The sequence below is a fragment of the Clostridium putrefaciens genome, assembly GCF_900461105.1.
GTDB classification, from domain to species: Bacteria; Bacillota; Clostridia; order Clostridiales; family Clostridiaceae; genus Clostridium_L; species Clostridium_L putrefaciens.
Map to the genome: position 1 here is coordinate 3,029,960 of NZ_UFWZ01000001.1, position 15,672 is coordinate 3,045,631.

15 protein-coding genes, 7 tRNA genes and 1 riboswitch are annotated in these 15,672 nt (G+C 31.5%); of the genes, 10 read left to right on the forward strand and 12 right to left on the reverse strand.

Annotated features, from left to right (window positions below):
• Window positions 1-3: 3 nt before the first annotated feature.
• The gene (locus DY168_RS13985; protein ID WP_115642287.1) at window positions 4-1,197 is read left to right on the forward strand and encodes a S8 family serine peptidase; all 1,194 of its coding nucleotides are present in this window, start codon (window positions 4-6) and stop codon (window positions 1,195-1,197) included.
• Window positions 1,198-1,296: 99 nt separating this feature from the next.
• Here the strand turns inward: DY168_RS13985 and DY168_RS13990 are convergent, their stop codons facing one another.
• Complete coding sequence (locus tag DY168_RS13990; protein WP_115642288.1) at window positions 1,297-2,490, reverse strand: peptidoglycan DD-metalloendopeptidase family protein; 1,194 nt, start codon at window positions 2,488-2,490, stop codon at window positions 1,297-1,299.
• Between the two features lie 198 nt (window positions 2,491-2,688).
• Between DY168_RS13990 and DY168_RS13995 the strand changes: the two genes are divergently transcribed.
• The gene (locus tag DY168_RS13995) at window positions 2,689-3,693 is read left to right on the forward strand and encodes a DnaD domain protein (protein ID WP_115642289.1); all 1,005 of its coding nucleotides are present in this window, start codon (window positions 2,689-2,691) and stop codon (window positions 3,691-3,693) included.
• Window positions 3,686-4,666 (forward strand): ATP-binding protein, encoded by a 981-nt coding sequence (locus DY168_RS14000; RefSeq protein ID WP_115642290.1) that lies wholly within the window; start codon window positions 3,686-3,688, stop codon window positions 4,664-4,666. Before DY168_RS13995 ends, DY168_RS14000 begins: the two co-directional genes overlap by 8 nt.
• Before the next feature lie 36 nt (window positions 4,667-4,702).
• On the opposite strand, the gene DY168_RS14005 is transcribed toward DY168_RS14000, so the two are convergent.
• From DY168_RS14005 to DY168_RS14040, 8 genes are all read right to left on the reverse strand, one after another.
• Window positions 4,703-4,777 (reverse strand) — tRNA-Thr (locus tag DY168_RS14005).
• A 3-nt stretch (window positions 4,778-4,780) separates the two neighbouring features.
• Window positions 4,781-4,857 (reverse strand) — tRNA-Asp (locus DY168_RS14010).
• Between the two features lie 8 nt (window positions 4,858-4,865).
• Window positions 4,866-4,941, reverse strand: a tRNA-Val gene (locus tag DY168_RS14015).
• Between the two features lie 8 nt (window positions 4,942-4,949).
• Window positions 4,950-5,024: transfer RNA gene (locus tag DY168_RS14020), tRNA-Glu, on the reverse strand.
• A 39-nt stretch (window positions 5,025-5,063) separates the two neighbouring features.
• Window positions 5,064-5,140, reverse strand: a tRNA-Asp gene (locus DY168_RS14025).
• Between the two features lie 14 nt (window positions 5,141-5,154).
• Window positions 5,155-5,230: transfer RNA gene (locus DY168_RS14030), tRNA-Val, on the reverse strand.
• A gap of 8 nt (window positions 5,231-5,238) precedes the next feature.
• Window positions 5,239-5,313: transfer RNA gene (locus DY168_RS14035), tRNA-Glu, on the reverse strand.
• 242 nt (window positions 5,314-5,555) lie between these two features.
• The gene (locus DY168_RS14040) at window positions 5,556-5,927 is read right to left on the reverse strand and encodes a CoA-binding protein (RefSeq protein ID WP_115642291.1); all 372 of its coding nucleotides are present in this window, start codon (window positions 5,925-5,927) and stop codon (window positions 5,556-5,558) included.
• 249 nt (window positions 5,928-6,176) lie between these two features.
• On the opposite strand from DY168_RS14040, the gene DY168_RS14045 reads away from it, so the two are divergent.
• The gene (locus DY168_RS14045) at window positions 6,177-7,013 is read left to right on the forward strand and encodes a carbon-nitrogen family hydrolase (RefSeq protein ID WP_115642292.1); all 837 of its coding nucleotides are present in this window, start codon (window positions 6,177-6,179) and stop codon (window positions 7,011-7,013) included.
• Entirely contained in the window at window positions 7,000-8,232 is a 1,233-nt protein-coding gene (locus DY168_RS14050; protein ID WP_115642293.1) for a BaiN/RdsA family NAD(P)/FAD-dependent oxidoreductase, read from the forward strand. Before DY168_RS14045 ends, DY168_RS14050 begins: the two co-directional genes overlap by 14 nt.
• 77 nt (window positions 8,233-8,309) lie before the next feature.
• On the opposite strand, the gene DY168_RS14055 is transcribed toward DY168_RS14050, so the two are convergent.
• The 3 genes from DY168_RS14055 to DY168_RS14065 form a co-directional block, all read right to left on the reverse strand.
• Window positions 8,310-9,068, reverse strand: a complete 759-nt coding sequence (locus tag DY168_RS14055) for an acyl-[acyl-carrier-protein] thioesterase (protein WP_115642294.1) — start codon at window positions 9,066-9,068, stop codon at window positions 8,310-8,312.
• Between the two features lie 131 nt (window positions 9,069-9,199).
• Window positions 9,200-9,385 carry a DUF1858 domain-containing protein gene (locus tag DY168_RS14060; protein ID WP_115642295.1) on the reverse strand — a complete coding sequence of 62 codons (186 nt, stop codon included), beginning with the start codon at window positions 9,383-9,385 and terminating at the stop codon, window positions 9,200-9,202.
• Between the two features lie 98 nt (window positions 9,386-9,483).
• Window positions 9,484-10,770, reverse strand: a complete 1,287-nt coding sequence (locus DY168_RS14065) for an adenylosuccinate synthase (RefSeq protein ID WP_115642296.1) — start codon at window positions 10,768-10,770, stop codon at window positions 9,484-9,486.
• A gap of 499 nt (window positions 10,771-11,269) precedes the next feature.
• On the opposite strand from DY168_RS14065, the gene DY168_RS14070 reads away from it, so the two are divergent.
• The 5 genes from DY168_RS14070 to DY168_RS14090 all read left to right on the forward strand — a co-directional run bounded on the left by DY168_RS14070 (window position 11,270) and on the right by DY168_RS14090 (window position 15,669).
• Window positions 11,270-12,442, forward strand: a complete 1,173-nt coding sequence (locus DY168_RS14070; RefSeq protein ID WP_115642297.1) for an NAD(P)-dependent malic enzyme — start codon at window positions 11,270-11,272, stop codon at window positions 12,440-12,442.
• 305 nt (window positions 12,443-12,747) lie between these two features.
• Window positions 12,748-12,929: riboswitch (Lysine riboswitch) on the forward strand.
• Between the two features lie 182 nt (window positions 12,930-13,111).
• Window positions 13,112-13,492 carry a 3-aminobutyryl-CoA ammonia lyase gene (gene kal, locus DY168_RS14075; RefSeq protein ID WP_115642298.1) on the forward strand — a complete coding sequence of 127 codons (381 nt, stop codon included), beginning with the start codon at window positions 13,112-13,114 and terminating at the stop codon, window positions 13,490-13,492.
• 22 nt (window positions 13,493-13,514) lie between these two features.
• Window positions 13,515-14,342, forward strand: a complete 828-nt coding sequence (gene kce, locus DY168_RS14080) for a 3-keto-5-aminohexanoate cleavage enzyme (protein ID WP_115642299.1) — start codon at window positions 13,515-13,517, stop codon at window positions 14,340-14,342.
• 4 nt (window positions 14,343-14,346) lie between these two features.
• Window positions 14,347-15,000: a CoA transferase subunit A gene (locus DY168_RS14085; protein ID WP_115642300.1), complete on the forward strand. Its 654-nt coding sequence runs from the start codon at window positions 14,347-14,349 to the stop codon at window positions 14,998-15,000.
• Complete coding sequence (locus tag DY168_RS14090) at window positions 15,001-15,669, forward strand: 3-oxoacid CoA-transferase subunit B (protein ID WP_115642301.1); 669 nt, start codon at window positions 15,001-15,003, stop codon at window positions 15,667-15,669.
• The last annotated feature ends 3 nt before the right edge of the window (window positions 15,670-15,672 follow it).

Below are 15,672 nucleotides of genomic sequence, written 5' to 3' on the forward strand. Positions count from 1 at the left end.
TATATGTTCTTATTTAAAAGTAAAATTGATGTTAATTTAAAAAAGGCTATAGATATAAACTTATATAAAAGTTATAGGGTTATAATCCATTGTAAAAACCTTCAAGAAAATATCGAGAATAGGATAAGGTCTGGTGGTGGTAAGATCTTAAGGTCTGTTTATACTATTGATATAATTTCTGCTTCTATATCTTCTTTATTAATCATAAGGCTAGCTGAATATCCCGAAGTTTCATTTATAACCTTTGATAGTTTTGCCTTCCTTTGTGGAAGAAGCGTAATTCACTCTAATAAGGCTTATATAGGCGATACCTATACCCTCACAGGTAAAAATGTAGGTATAGGGCTCGTAGATAGCGGTGTTTATCCTCATGCTGACCTTTTGTTACCTAGAAATAAGATTAAATATTTTGTAGATCTTTTAGATGCGGTTAACTATCCTTATGATGATAATGGTCACGGTACATTTATATCTGGATTAATTTCAGGTAGTGGTCATAGTTCTGAAGGTAAGTTTAAAGGTGTTGCACAAAACTCATTTATACATTGTTATAAAGCTTTTAATCGACTTGGTAGAGCCTATGTTTCAGACATATTTTTTGCTATAGATGATATTTTAGCTAAATCTCAAAAGGATAATATAAAGATCTTATGCCTACCCTTTGAAGTTTTAGAGTATAACCCCTTTGTAATTAATTGTTTTTCTATATTATTTGAAAGATGTATAAAGGTTGGTTTAGTTCCTATAGTTCCTTCTGGTAGTTTAAATGCAGATGAGGAAACAATTGTGGGTCTTGGACTAATTCCTCATTGCATAACCGTATCCGGTGTTAACATTCAAGATAGTATAAAAGAATTCAAGTTTTCTTCTTCTAATGGTAGTAAAAAGATAAATAAGCCAGATATAGCTGCTAACTGTGTTGATTTATGTTCTTTAAATACGGATGCAGAGTATATATCCGAAAGAAATGGTAAAAAGCTATACCCTAAAACTTTAGATATACCATACACTTCTTACACCGGAACCTCTTGTGCTGTAGCTTATATAGCAGGTGTATGTGCTTTGCTTTTTGAAAATAACCCATCCTTAACATTTAAAGACTTGTTGTCTTTAATAAAGGTATCCTCAGAACTTGCTCCTATATCAAAATCCAGTCAAGGCAATGGAATAATAAATATAAATAAACTCTTGCCATAAATCTAAAAGAGGTTGCAACTAACTTTGCAACCTCTAAACTTACTAAAACATTGATATCATTTTACCTGTAATAAGAAAGAGTTCAACACTTATATTTAATTACTTCATATAAGTCATAGGGTTCTCGGCCTTCCCATTTAATCTTAATTCAAAGTGAATATGCGGTCCTGTGCTTCTTCCCGTACTTCCAACCAGCCCTATAACATCCCCCTTTTTAATAGCATCTCCCTTATCTTTACTTATTGCACTACAATGTCCGTATAATGTCTCTACACCCTTACCATGATCTATTTTTATATATTTACCATATATATTATCATATCCTACCTTATTAACTACTCCATCTAGAGCAGCACCTATGGGGTCCCCTGTATTTCCTGCAATATCTACTCCGTGATGACTTCTACTACCTCGACTTGCACCAAAGTTTGATGTTATAGGCCCCCTAGATGGCCTTTCTAAAAAGGAAATAGTGGTTCCTATAGGGTTCTTAGTCCCTTTAAATATTACCTTGTTTTTAGGGGATTCCATTATTTCTTCTTTTATGATAATCTCTGATATTACCTTTGTATTTGTAATGTTTACTTGCTTTTCTATACGTCTTTTACCTTGCTTCCCTGAATCCTCTACTTTAAATTCACCCATATAATACTTATCTGTAGTTTTAATGGTTGTGCCTACTGCTATATTTTCTATATAACCTTTTATACCAATAATACTCACTGAAATTATTGGGTCTTCCTTGCTACTATCCAATTCTTTTATTACCTTGTATATATTCTCTGGAGTCTTTATTTGAGACTCATAAGCCCTATAAGGTATGTAATATATATTATTATTTATAGATGTACTTATTATATCTTCTTTATTTAAATTATTTGCCCTTATATAGTGATCCTTTATTAAATTAAATAAGTCTTCACATCTATCTTTATCTCTCAATATGCCTATACTCATTTCATCTATTTTTAAAACTAAACAATCAACTTCTTTATCTAAACTGGCCTTTATATTGGAAATTATGCTATCATAGGTGTTTAATGATGAAGTTTTTGTAATAACTCTCTTAAATTTTATACCTTCACTTATTTTTATATCTTTATTTTTATCTAAGATCTTGTTATAAATATCTAAAACCTTATCTTTATCTTTATAATAAGCTACACAATTACCCTCAACATATGCTGCATAGGCTAGATTATATCCGGAATTTATGTATATAGATAAAAGTGGAATTATAAATAATGATATAATAGTTGAAGCTTTTATGATGCTAATATATCTTTTCTTCATTTGTGCATTCCTTTCTATATGGAAGACTTTAAGGTATATTTAATCTTCAGTTTATACAATCCCTTTTACTTTACCCTATTTATCATAAAAATATTCACATATAAACATTTTGTGTTACTATTTACATAATCATAGCTTTACTATAAAATTATTAGAGCAATCTAAATAAGTATTGCACTTTAGAAAGGTTGGGATTCAATGAGTACCTTCATGCTTAAAAATACAGCTTTAAGCACTACCCCTGTTAGTAACATTTTTATAGAAAATCATATGCCAAAAGCTAGAGGTGAATTTATAAAGGTGTATTTATTATTATTAAAATACAGTGTCTCTGGGGAACTTGGAGTAAATTCTACCATCCTTGCATCCGCTTTAAACTTATTAGAGTCAGATATAATGAACGCTCTAAACTATTGGAATGATGAAGGTGTTCTAAAGATTATTCCAATAGATAAAATGGGGAATTTTAATATAGAATTTATAAATCTTGGAGAGGATCAAACTACTTCTAAAGTAAGTCTTTTAGAAGAATTAAATAATTCTTCTGTTAAAGATATGTTACAAGAAATAGAAAAGCTTCTATCAAGACCCTTGTCTCCAAAGGAGATGTCTACCTATATAGGATGGGAAAAAGACTTGAATTTTTCTCTTGAAATGATATTTTTGCTTATTCAATATTGTATATCTAAAGGCAAAACTGATTATAGGTATTTCGAAAAGGTTGCTTTATCATGGTTTGATGCTGGCATAAAAACCATAGACGATGCCCAGTTGTATATTAAAAGACATGAAGAAAAATGGATCAAATATAGACGTATACTGGATTATTTAGGTCTAAAAGGCGCTGATATAATGAAGCCTCAAGAAGAAATGCTTAGTAAATGGGTAAATCAATATAAGTTTTCTATTGAGATAATTGAAAAGGCTTGTACTATTTGCTTTGAAAGATTAAATAGGGCAGACTTTAAATATATTGATGGTATACTTTCTAGTTGGAACAAAGATAATGTAAAAACTTTAGAAGATATTGCTGCAAAAGATCTAAAAAGAGCAGCAACCTATAATAAAGTTAATAATAATACTAACAACTATAATAACAATAACAAAAATAATAAAAATAGTAACTTCAATAATTTTGAACAAAGAACCTATGACTTCGATGAATTAGAAAGAAAATTGTTAGGATGGGATAAGGATGATTAAAGGATATCAACAATCTGTAATTAGGATATATGAAAATATTCAAGAAGAGGAAAAGAGAGCTCTGAAAAAGAGAAGAAGTGAAATTGAAAAAAGAGATCCTAGAATATTAGATATAGAAAATAAAATAGGTAAGCTTTGTGTTGAGCTTGCAATTAGTTCTATGAAAGATATCGATAATAGAGATGAATATATAAATAACCTTAAGTCGTCTATCACAGATCTTAGGGTAAGGAAATCAGAAATGCTAGTAACTTTAGGATATAGTCTGAATTATTTAAATCTAAATTATAGATGTACTAAATGCAAAGATACCGGATTTATAGGCGCTTCTAAATGTACTTGTTATAAACAAAAGTTAATACAACTTCATTATAAAGATTCTCAGCTACAAGAACTTACACGAACAAACAACTTTAAATCTTTTGATTTTACTTTGTATCCTATTCATAAAATAGGTAATGAAAAGGACACGCCAAGAAAGAACATAGAAAAGATTTATAATAGGTCTTTAGCATATATAGATAACTTTAAATCTCATTCAGATAACCTTTTATTTTATGGTAATTCTGGCACCGGAAAAACATTTTTGTCTACCTGTATAGCAAGAGAACTTCTTGATAAAGGGTATCTTGTAGTATACAAGACATCTGATGAATTGATAAAAGATCTTCGAGATCTTAAATTTAATACGAATAAGTTTTTAGAGGACTTAATATTTAACTGTGATTTGCTTGTAATAGATGATTTAGGTTCAGAATTAATTACAGACTTTACAAGAGCGGAGCTATTTAATCTTTTAAATAAGAGATTACTTACTAAAAGAAAAATGATTATATCAACTAATTTAACCTTAGAACACCTCCTTCAACAGTACTCAGAAAGAATAACTTCAAGGCTTCTTGGGAATTTCGATATAAATAAGTTTTACTGTGAAGATATAAGAGTGTCAAAGAACTTAAATAAAATAACATAAAAAAAAGACTTCTAAAACTTAGAAGTCTTTTTTTTGTGGAGCTGGCAATAGGAATTGAACCTACAACCTGCTGATTACAAGTCAGCTGCTCTACCGTTGAGCCATGCCAGCAAATGGCGACCCAGAAGGGACTCGAACCCTCGACCTCCGGCGTGACAGGCCGGCACTCTAACCAACTGAGCTACTAGGCCGTATATAATGGTGGGCACAACAGGGCTCGAACCTGTGACCCTCTGCTTGTAAGGCAGATGCTCTCCCAGCTGAGCTATGCGCCCATTATATATGGTGACTCCTAGGGGAATTGAACCCCTGATACCACCGTGAAAGGGTGGTGTCTTAACCGCTTGACCAAGGAGCCTCATTAAGTATTGTATTATGTTTTATTTTTTATTTTATATGGCGACCCAGAAGGGACTCGAACCCTCGACCTCCGGCGTGACAGGCCGGCACTCTAACCAACTGAGCTACTAGGCCATATTCATATAAAATGGTGGGCACAACAGGGCTCGAACCTGTGACCCTCTGCTTGTAAGGCAGATGCTCTCCCAGCTGAGCTATGCGCCCATAATACATGGTGACTCCTAGGGGAATTGAACCCCTGATACCACCGTGAAAGGGTGGTGTCTTAACCGCTTGACCAAGGAGCCTCATATTACTTGTCGGTTGCTTATTGGGAAACCTGACATAGACTATAATACATAATAAATCTGTTTCTGTCAACATTTATTTTTAAATTACTTTATATTTCATTTTTTTAACGTCTTAAATGCTTGCCATCCCTTTAATTACCACAAACCTCATTAAATATATCTTATATTTAATTATTGTTCATATAAATAAATATCTCTATATTTTATTCTTTTAAATTATAGAGATATTAAAATTTTTATTACATTTTAGAAAGTTCTACTAGGGCACAACCTTTTATTGCTATAATATCATTTTGATTGCAAAAATCTATTATTTCGTCACTTTCTGCCCCTGGTTGTATAAGAATATTTTTTATTCCCATTTCATGTGCTTCTTTTACTATGTTTATTCCTTTTATAGGATTTATACAAAGATCTAATACTCCTATTGTATAAGTTACCTCTCTTAAGGTTTCATAAGCACCATCCATTTGTGACTTATAGGTAACTCCTTCAACATTATAATCATTTTCTTTTAACTTTTTTAATATCTTATTTGCATACTTACCATCATTTAAGACATCTCCAACAACCACCCAATTCTTGTATTTCATAAAATCTTTAGCTTCCATATTTATTCCTCCACTCCTTTAACTATTTTAACTGAATTAAATCAAAACCTTTTAATAAAGCTTATTAAGCTTAAATTCTATTATCTATTACTATAAAGTATACCCTATTACTTAAATTTATGTTTTAATATATTGTTAAGATTATTAATTACTGTAGTCTTTATTCTTAACCTATTGTAAAATTATATTTATAATAACATGTATGATTTCAACTACATGAGTTTCAATATAAATATAAGAGGTGAAATTATGAGGATTGGTTTAGCTCAAATGGATATAATCTTTGAAGATAAGCATTTAAATATGCTTAAGGTTGAAAATCTTTTAAAAGATGCTAATAAAGATTCTATTGATCTTTTAGTATTTCCTGAATTGACTCTTACTGGATTTTCTATGAATTTAAAAGATATGATTGAAGGATCTCTTGTAGATTCACCTTCAATAGCTTGGTTTTGTACTAAGGCTTTGGAATACAATATTAATATAGCCTTTGGATATATAGAGATATGTGGCGATAAAGGATTAAATAATTTAGTTATCATATCAAAACATGGAACTGTACTAAGCAAGTATTCAAAAATCCACCCTTTTTCTTATGGTAATGAATCTAAGTATTACAAAGGTGGAGATGAGTTTATTCTAACTAGATTAGGAGACCTTATAATAGGTAGTACCATATGTTATGATTTAAGATTCCCTGAACTTTACCAAATCCTAAGCAAAAAGGCCAATATTATACTAGTCATTGCTAATTGGCCTCACAAAAGAAAGGATGCCTGGATTACCTTATTAAAGGCTAGAGCTATAGAAAATCAATGCTATATAGTCGGGGTTAATAAGGTCGGCATGTTCGGAAATACCTATTACTCAGGTGACTCTATGATTATAGATCCTTTAGGTAATATAATAACATCATTATCAGATAGTGAAGGTATAATTTACACTAATATTAATATAAAAGAAGTGGATGGTTTAAGAAAAAGTTTCACTGTTAAGGAAGATAGAAAAAACCTTCTTTATATTAAAGGTCTTACTTCAAATATACCTATAAAAGATGAAAGAGAGGACTCGAATGATATATCATGATACTTTAATAATAGGTGGAGGCGCCTCTGGCCTATTTTCAGCTATAATAGCTAAGGACCTCGGTCACGATGTTGCTATTTTAGAGGGCAGCGATAGAATAGGGAAAAAAATTTTAACTACTGGAAATGGTAGGTGTAATATAACAAATAAAAATATAGCTTCTCCTTATGTAACTTATCATAGTGAGGATTCTGAGCTTTTTAGCACTGTGTTAGGTAGCTTTACAGTAGAGGACACCATAAGCACCTTTTACTCTATGGGACTCCCCTTAACGCTATTAGACGGCGGTAAGATGTATCCTATGTCTTTGCAATCAACTTCAGTACTCGATATACTAAGGATGTCACTAGTTGATAAAGACATTCCTATATACCTTGAAAATAAAGTTACTAAAATAACTTCACATAAAAATGGATTTTCTATAACCTCATCTTCTGGTGAGGACTTTACTTGTAAAAAGCTTATATTATCTACAGGTGGTAAATCTGCTTCAAAGACTGGTTCTGATGGTTCTGGCTATAAATTAGCTGAAAGTTTAGGTCACAAAATAGTTAATACTATTCCAGCTTTAGTCCAATTAAAATTAGATTATAATAATCTAAAGGCTATATCAGGCATAAAATTTGAGGGTAAAGAAACTATATTAATAAATAAAAAGATCATAAGAGAAGAACTAGGGGAAATACTTTTCACTGATTATGGAATTTCAGGTCCACCTACACTTCAATTAAGTAGGATAGCATCTAAAGGACTAAGCAAAGGAAAAACCGTAGAGATAGAAGTAGATATGATGCCTAACATGTCAAAAGACGAACTAAATGTATTTTTAGAAAATCACTTCGGATCTTTTTCTTACAGAAGTGTTTACGAATCATTTATAGGTATAATAAACAAAAAGCTAATACCTATATTTCTAAGAGAATGCGGTATTTTAGATATACATTCGCCTTGCCATGACTTAGATTGGAAGAAAAGAGAAACATTGATAAATAAGCTAAAGGCTTGGACATTTAAAGTCATTGATACCAATTCATTTTCAAATGCTCAAGTAACTTGTGGAGGTGTAGACACAACTGAAGTAAATCCTCTAACATTAGAATCAAAAGTTATTTCAAATTTATTTTTTTGTGGTGAGTTATTAGATGTTGATGGAGATTGTGGAGGATTTAACCTACAGTGGGCTTGGAGTTCTGCTGCAGTAGCTGCTAAGTCATTATAGTATTATAAAAAATCTAAAATTTAAGGTTAAATAATGAATATATAACTACCTTATTCATTATTTAACCTTACTTTAAATTAATATTCTTTATTACTTATCCAAAATGTTTCTAACAATGTAGCTTCTTTTCCTTCGTCATCTAAAATTCTATGTATGCAATCCATACTATCTCCATTATCATCTATTTGGACTTGTGAGGTTATACTATGTCCATATCTAGTTTCCTTTTTATATATAACCTTAATTCTTTTTAGAGTGTATTTAAGTATCTTTTCTAATGGAACAGCCTCTATAGCCCAGGAAATATACTTTGTATTATTTACATGTCTATTAGTATCTATATCACTATACCTAATGGTAAAGTACTCCTCATTATCTATTTTAGTTATATTTTTAATCTTATCCATATTTAATTCTTCATTACATTTTTCATTAATATCATAAGCCTCATATAAACTCTTTAAAATCCTAATGGGTTTTCTCTTTTCAATATCTATTAAAAACCATACAGATTTTGCTGTACCTATAATATTACCATCTTTATTACAAACTTCATGCTCTCTAAATGCATAAAACCTTTTAAGTGAATATGCGCTAGTTTTAACTGTAATCTTATCACCATACTTAGGGAACTCTACTATATCTATATCCCACTTGTATAACACCCAAGCTGCATTGTTAGATTTTAAATAGTCGAGTCCTATACCTAATTCTTCGCTTTGATAGGTAGCTACATCCCCAAAAAAGTTCACCAAAGACGTTATAAGAGCCTTCCTCTTATAGTCAATGTCATGATAATATATTTCATATTGTTTCTCTGTAATGATACCTCTCATATAAACACCTCCACATAAAGCATATTATATCTTTCTAATTAATTTACCATGTAATTACAAAGGTGATTTGCCTTAGTCTAATTATATGTAAAGACAAAAGCAAATCACCTATTTATATATATTAACTTTTACTAACCATTAAGTGCAGTAAGTAGTTCTTCTACATCAAATCCATGAACCATAGCTGCCTCTTCTAATGTCTCCATTTGAGATGAGGGACATCCAACACAACCCATACCAAAACTCATTAAAACTTCAACAGCTTCTGGATACTCCATAACTACATCTCCAATAGTCATTTCTTTTGAAATTTCCATATATATCAACTCCTCTTTCTTTTCAGAATATAATATTTATTATACTCTAGCGAAATCTTATATACAATGAAGATATTGTTAAATTAATAATATAATTTTTAAATTTCACCTACCATTATTGTTTGGTCTCTTTTAGGTCCCACAGATACTATAGATACCTTTATTCCTGTTAATTCTTGTATTCTATTTAAATATACCTTAGCGTTATTTGGAAGTTCATTATAGCTTCTAGCATCTGCTACTGAATTATCCCATCCTTCAAATTCTTCGTAAACTGGTTCACATTTAGCGAGATCTTCAAGACTTGCTGGGAAGTAATCTATTACCTTATCTTCAAATTTATATCCAGTACAAATCTTTATCTTTTCAAGTCCTGCTAGAGTATCTATCTTAGTCACAGCAAAGCTTGTAAGTCCAGATACTCTAGCTGTAGTTTTTAATATTACAGTATCAAGCCACCCACATCTTCTAGCTCTTCCTGTAGTTACTCCATATTCATGTCCATTTTCTCTTATCCAGTCCCCTGTTTTATTTGTAAGTTCTGTTGGAAAAGGACCTTTGCCAACCCTAGTTGTGTAAGCTTTAGCTATACCTATAGCATTAGTTATCATAGTTGGTCCTATACCTACCCCGTTAGATACTCCGCCTGCAGTAGTATTGGATGATGTAACATAAGGGTATGTTCCATAGTCTATATCTAAAAGCATACCTTGAGCACCTTCAAATAATACTTTTTTATCCTTCTTTATTTCATCATATACTCTTACAGATGTATCCTGTACAAAAGGCTTAAGTCTCTTTGCATAGGCACTATACTCTTCATATATATCTTCAAAGTTTAGTTCTTCTCCGCCTAAAACTTTAACTATGTATTTATTTTTAATTTCGATATTAGCTCTTAGTTTTTCCTTAAATACCTGAGGTTTTATAAGGTCACATACTCTAATACCAGATCTTTCAAACTTGTCTGTATAGCATGGTCCTATTCCCTTTCCTGTAGTACCTATATCGTCCTTCCCTCTTGCCTTTTCATTTAAACTATCTAGTATCTTATGGTAAGGTAATATTACGTGAGCCCTATCGCTAACTATTAACCTTTCTCCGTTTATATTTTCTCCTAAAGATTCTAAGTACTCTATTTCATCAAATAAAGCCTTTGGATCAACTACTACACCATTTCCTATTACATTTAAAGTATTTTTATATAGTATTCCTGAAGGTATTAAATGCAGCTTATACTCTTTTTCACCAACTACTACAGTATGCCCTGCATTATTTCCCCCTTGGTATCTTACAACAACATCTGCTGACTTTGCCAAGTAGTCTGTCATCTTACCTTTTCCTTCATCGCCCCATTGAGCACCTAGTACTACAAAAGCTGACATTAATATCACTCCATTTCAAATTATATTATATTATTAATTATTACCATACTTTTAAAAATTATATCAAAAGGTTCATGACTTTTACAAAAATGCTATAAAAGCTCCTTTTAAATTTACTCTTCAAGTAATAACTTTATAAGGCTCTTCCTTTTTATTCCTCATGTAATATATTATCAAAGTGAATAATTGAAGTCAATAACAAATACGAATATTATTTGTTTATATCCTTAAATAATTCGTATTAATTGGTAGTTTTAATAAGTATACCGTCTTTAAAAATTGTATTCTATATTTTAAATGTTTCATATAAATACATGTTTCAATTTTCCACCTATTTTCACTTATCTCAATACTTAGTAAACTTATTGGTAATATGGCCTTAAATATAAATGCAATTAGTGCTATAATATCATGTGTAAACTATACTTTCATTTACGCTTAAAATTGTAAGTGTAATAGATACTTTATTAAATTGTTTTTAAGGAAGGGGTAATAATAAATGACTATTTATGATGACGCTTTAAAATTTCATGAAGAAAAAAGAGGTAAGTTAGAGATTTCATGTAGAGTTGAAGTAAAAGATGCTAGCGACTTAAGCTTAGCATATACACCAGGAGTTGCTCAGCCTTGCCTAGAGATACAAAAGGATCCTAACAAAGCTTACATATACACTAGAAAGTGGAATACTGTAGCTGTAATTTCTGATGGTACTGCAGTTTTAGGCCTTGGAGATATAGGTCCCATGGCATCATTACCTGTAATGGAAGGAAAGTCAGTTCTTTTCAAAACCTTTGGTGATGTAGATGCTATACCAATAGTACTAGATACTAAAGATACAGATGAAATAGTAGAAACCATAGTTAGGATTGCTCCTACTTTTGGTGGAATAAACCTTGAAGATATATCTGCTCCAAGATGTTTCGAAATCGAAGAAAGACTTAAGAAAAGATTAGATATTCCAGTTTTTCATGATGATCAACATGGAACTGCTATAGTTACACTAGCTGCTCTGTTAAATTCACTAAAGGTAGTAAATAAAAAGTTAGAAGACTTAAAAGTTATTGTAAATGGTGCAGGCTCTGCTGGAGTTGCTATTACTAAACTTTTACTATCATCCGGTGTTAAAAATATAATACTTTGTGATAGAACAGGTGCTATTTTTGATGGAAGACAAAATCTTAACTCTTCAAAATCTGAAATGGCCCTTATTACTAATCCAAATAAAGAACAGGGTTCTCTAAAAGATGTTTTAAAAGATTCAGATGTATTCGTAGGTGTTTCTGCTCCTAACACCTTAAATGAAGAGCTTGTAAAATCTATGAATAAAGATTCCATAATATTTGCTATGGCAAACCCTATACCTGAAATATTCCCAGAGGACGCTAAAAAGGCAGGTGCAAGAATTGTTGGAACAGGAAGATCCGATTTCCCAAATCAAATAAACAACATTTTAGCCTTCCCTGGAATATTTAGAGGTGCTTTAGATGTAAGAGCTTCAAGTATAAATGAGGAAATGAAACTTGCAGCAGCTTATGCTATTTCAAGTTCTGTTCCTGAAAATGAATTAAATGAAGATAATGTAATGCCTAAATCCTTTGACAAAGACGTCCAAGTTAAAGTAGCTGATGCTGTTAAAGCTGCTGCTATAAAAACTGGAGTAGCTAGAATTTAAGCATTTTTAGACCATTTAATAGTTATTTATAAAGGCAAGATCTATACGTCATAGATCTTGCCTTTCATAACTCTTACTTTGTTTAAGAATAAATCTTAAGTTTATGTAATTATTTCAATAACACTTAATATATATATATAAGCACTTTTATTATTATAAATTTATGTGTTAAGTACAATCATAAATAATAATATCATTGTTTAAATATCTTTCAACGCAATAAAATACGGAATTTTCAAAAAAATATTGACAACCTTTTCATTACCAATTAGAATTAGAGTATAATAACATTAAAATTAATTAAATTGATAAATAGAGGCGCGAATAAATGGGTAATTTTTAAATGTTAAGGAGAAGAACCTCCAACGTTAAAAATGAAGGGTTTACTTGCCGAAAGATATTATTTGTTCTTACTTAATATCTTGGGGATTAAGTTCAAAAGGCTTTATCCTTGCCATGATCAAAGACATGGAGAGCTATTTATGCAATGAAAATTTAGGTTTTCATTGCATAGGTAGCTTTTTTATACCTTATAAATATAAAATCCTTTCAATAATGACAATTCATTTAATTTGACTTGCCATCATTGTTAAAATTTATACAATAATCTTAATAATTATTGTTATAAGTTAAAATATATCTAATCAAAATTAATAAGGAGGGACTATTTTGAAATCAACAATTAGAATAAGAATGAGTCAAGCAGATGCTCACTACGGCGGTAATTTAGTTGATGGAGCTAAAATGTTACAATTATTTGGGGATGTTGCAACCGAGCTTCTTATAGCTAACGATGGAGATGAAGGTCTATTTAGATCTTATGATTCAGTAGACTTTTTAGCACCCGTTTATTCTGGAGATTATATTGAAGCTACTGGTGAAATAATTAACTGTGGAAATTCTTCAAGGAAAATGACATTTGAAGCAAGAAAAGTTATAATACCAAGACCTGATATAAGCGCTTCTGCTGCTGATATATTAGAAGAACCAATAGTTGTATGTAAGGCCACTGGAACTTGCATTGTTCCAAAGAAGAATCAAAGAAAGTAATAAGGAAAGGTGGTATATATAATTGGATAAACTTATAATTACTGCCGCTATATGTGGGGCTGAAGTTACAAAGGACCATAATTCTAGCTTACCTTATACAGTGGAGGAAATAGGAATAGAGGCTGAAAAGTCGTATAAAGCTGGAGCTAGTATAATTCACCTTCACGTAAGAGAAGATGATGGTACTCCAACCCAGGATAAAGAAAGATTTAAAGCCTGTATTAAAGAAATTCAAAAAAGATGTCCTGATGTTATAATTCAGCCTTCTACTGGTGGAGCTGTTGGAATGAGTAATGAAGAAAGATTACAACCTGTAGACCTTAGTCCTGAAATGGCTACACTAGATTGTGGAACTTGCAACTTTGGCGGTGATGAGGTATTTGTTAATACTGAAAATACAATCAAAGAGTTTGGTCAAAAAATGATAAAGCTTGGAGTTAAACCCGAAGTTGAAGTTTTTGATAAAGGTATGATAGATATGGCTGTAAGACTTCAAAAAAAAGGATTTATAAAGTCTCCTATGCACTTTAACTTTGTTCTAGGGGTAAACGGAGGTATATCAGCTTCACCTAGAGACTTAGTCTTTATGGCTGGTAGTATTCCTTCCGAAAGCACATTTACAGTGTCTGGCATAGGTAGAAATGAATTTCCTATGGCAGCAATGGCTATTATAATGGGTGGTCATGTAAGAGTTGGATACGAGGACAACGTTTACTTATCAAAAGGTGTACTTGCAAAATCTAATGGAGAATTAGTTTCAAAAGTTGTAAGACTTGCAAATGAGCTTGGAAGAGAAATTGCAAATCCAAGTGAAACTAGAAAAATATTAGGCCTTAAGGAGCGTCGTTAATATTATGAATAAGGTAGTTAAACTGGAAGATGTAAAACATTTATTTAAAGATGGTATGACAATAATGATAGGTGGATTCCTAGGCTGCGGATCTGCTGATGACATTATAGACTATATTGTAGATTTAAATATAAAAGATTTAACTGTTATAACTAATGATACTTGTTACCCAGGAACTGGCGTTGGTAAGTTGCTTTTAAATGGACAAATTAAAAAGTTAATCGCTTCTTATATAGGCGGAAATAATGATACAGGAAGACTTATGAATGAGGGTAAACTTGAAGCAGAACTTGTTCCTCAAGGTACCCTAGCTGAAAAGATAAGAGCTGGCGGATCAGGACTTGGTGCTGTAATAACTGCAACAGGTGTTGGAACAACTGTAGAGGACGGTAAGGACAAGATTACTATAGACGGTAAGGAATACCTTATAGAACTTCCTTTAAGGGCTGATATGTCAATATTAAAAGGTACCATAGTAGATGAATCTGGAAATATATTTTATAGAGGTACAACAAAAAACTTTAATCCAGTTATGGCTATGGCTTCAGATATTGTTATTGTAGAAGCAAGTAAAGTAGTTAAACTAGGCGACTTAGACGCTGAAAACGTTCATACCCCTAGTGTACTTGTAGACTATGTTATAAAGGAGTTGGCGTAAATGATCCAAGATGCCTTAATAGCTAAACAAATTATTGCTAAAAGAGTAGCTAAAGAAATGAAAGATGGTCAGCTTGTAAATCTTGGTGTAGGACTACCTACTATGGTAGCTAATTATATTCCAGAGGATGTTCATGTTCTATTACAATCTGAAAATGGAATGATTGGAATGGGTGAATCTCCTGAAAGTGGTCTGGAAGATAAGGATATCGTAAATGCTGGAGGCCAATGTGTAACCATCCTTCCAAAGGGTTGTTTTTTCGATAGTTCATTTTCATTTGCATTGATAAGAGGTGGACATGTTGATGTTACAGTTCTTGGAGCATTAGAAGTGGATGAAAAAGGAAACCTGGCTAACTGGATAATACCAGGTAAAAAGGTTCCTGGAATGGGTGGTGCTATGGATCTTGTCACTGGAGCTAAAAAGGTTATAGTAGCTATGCAACATACTGGAAAAGGTAATCCTAAAATACTTAAAGAATGTAGATTACCTCTAACTGCAAAGTCTGTAGTTAACATGATAGTTACAGAATTTTGTGTTCTAGAGGTAACTGAAGACGGTTTAATTCTTACAGAAATACAAAAGGATACAACCTTAGATGAGATAAGATCTTTTACAGAAGCTGACTTTACTGTGTCTAAAGACTTAAAGATAATGGATGAAAATTAAATA

Excerpts from the sequence above, each read along its gene's own strand:
- DY168_RS14045 (WP_115642292.1), top strand. The coding sequence starts at position 6,177 with ATGAGGATTGGTTTAGCTCAAATGGATATAATCTTTGAAGATAAGCAT.
- DY168_RS14085 (WP_115642300.1), top strand. The coding sequence starts at position 14,347 with ATGAATAAGGTAGTTAAACTGGAAGATGTAAAACATTTATTTAAAGAT.
- DY168_RS14065 (WP_115642296.1), bottom strand. The coding sequence starts at position 10,770 with ATGTCAGCTTTTGTAGTACTAGGTGCTCAATGGGGCGATGAAGGAAAA.
- DY168_RS14055 (WP_115642294.1), bottom strand. The coding sequence starts at position 9,068 with ATGAGAGGTATCATTACAGAGAAACAATATGAAATATATTATCATGAC.
- DY168_RS14070 (WP_115642297.1), top strand. The coding sequence starts at position 11,270 with ATGACTATTTATGATGACGCTTTAAAATTTCATGAAGAAAAAAGAGGT.
- DY168_RS13995 (WP_115642289.1), top strand. The coding sequence starts at position 2,689 with ATGAGTACCTTCATGCTTAAAAATACAGCTTTAAGCACTACCCCTGTT.
- DY168_RS14040 (WP_115642291.1), bottom strand. The coding sequence starts at position 5,927 with ATGGAAGCTAAAGATTTTATGAAATACAAGAATTGGGTGGTTGTTGGA.
- DY168_RS13985 (WP_115642287.1), top strand. The coding sequence starts at position 4 with ATGTTCTTATTTAAAAGTAAAATTGATGTTAATTTAAAAAAGGCTATA.
- DY168_RS14050 (WP_115642293.1), top strand. The coding sequence starts at position 7,000 with ATGATATATCATGATACTTTAATAATAGGTGGAGGCGCCTCTGGCCTA.
- DY168_RS14000 (WP_115642290.1), top strand. The coding sequence starts at position 3,686 with ATGATTAAAGGATATCAACAATCTGTAATTAGGATATATGAAAATATT.
- DY168_RS14060 (WP_115642295.1), bottom strand. The coding sequence starts at position 9,385 with ATGGAAATTTCAAAAGAAATGACTATTGGAGATGTAGTTATGGAGTAT.
- DY168_RS13990 (WP_115642288.1), bottom strand. The coding sequence starts at position 2,490 with ATGAAGAAAAGATATATTAGCATCATAAAAGCTTCAACTATTATATCA.
- DY168_RS14090 (WP_115642301.1), top strand. The coding sequence starts at position 15,001 with ATGATCCAAGATGCCTTAATAGCTAAACAAATTATTGCTAAAAGAGTA.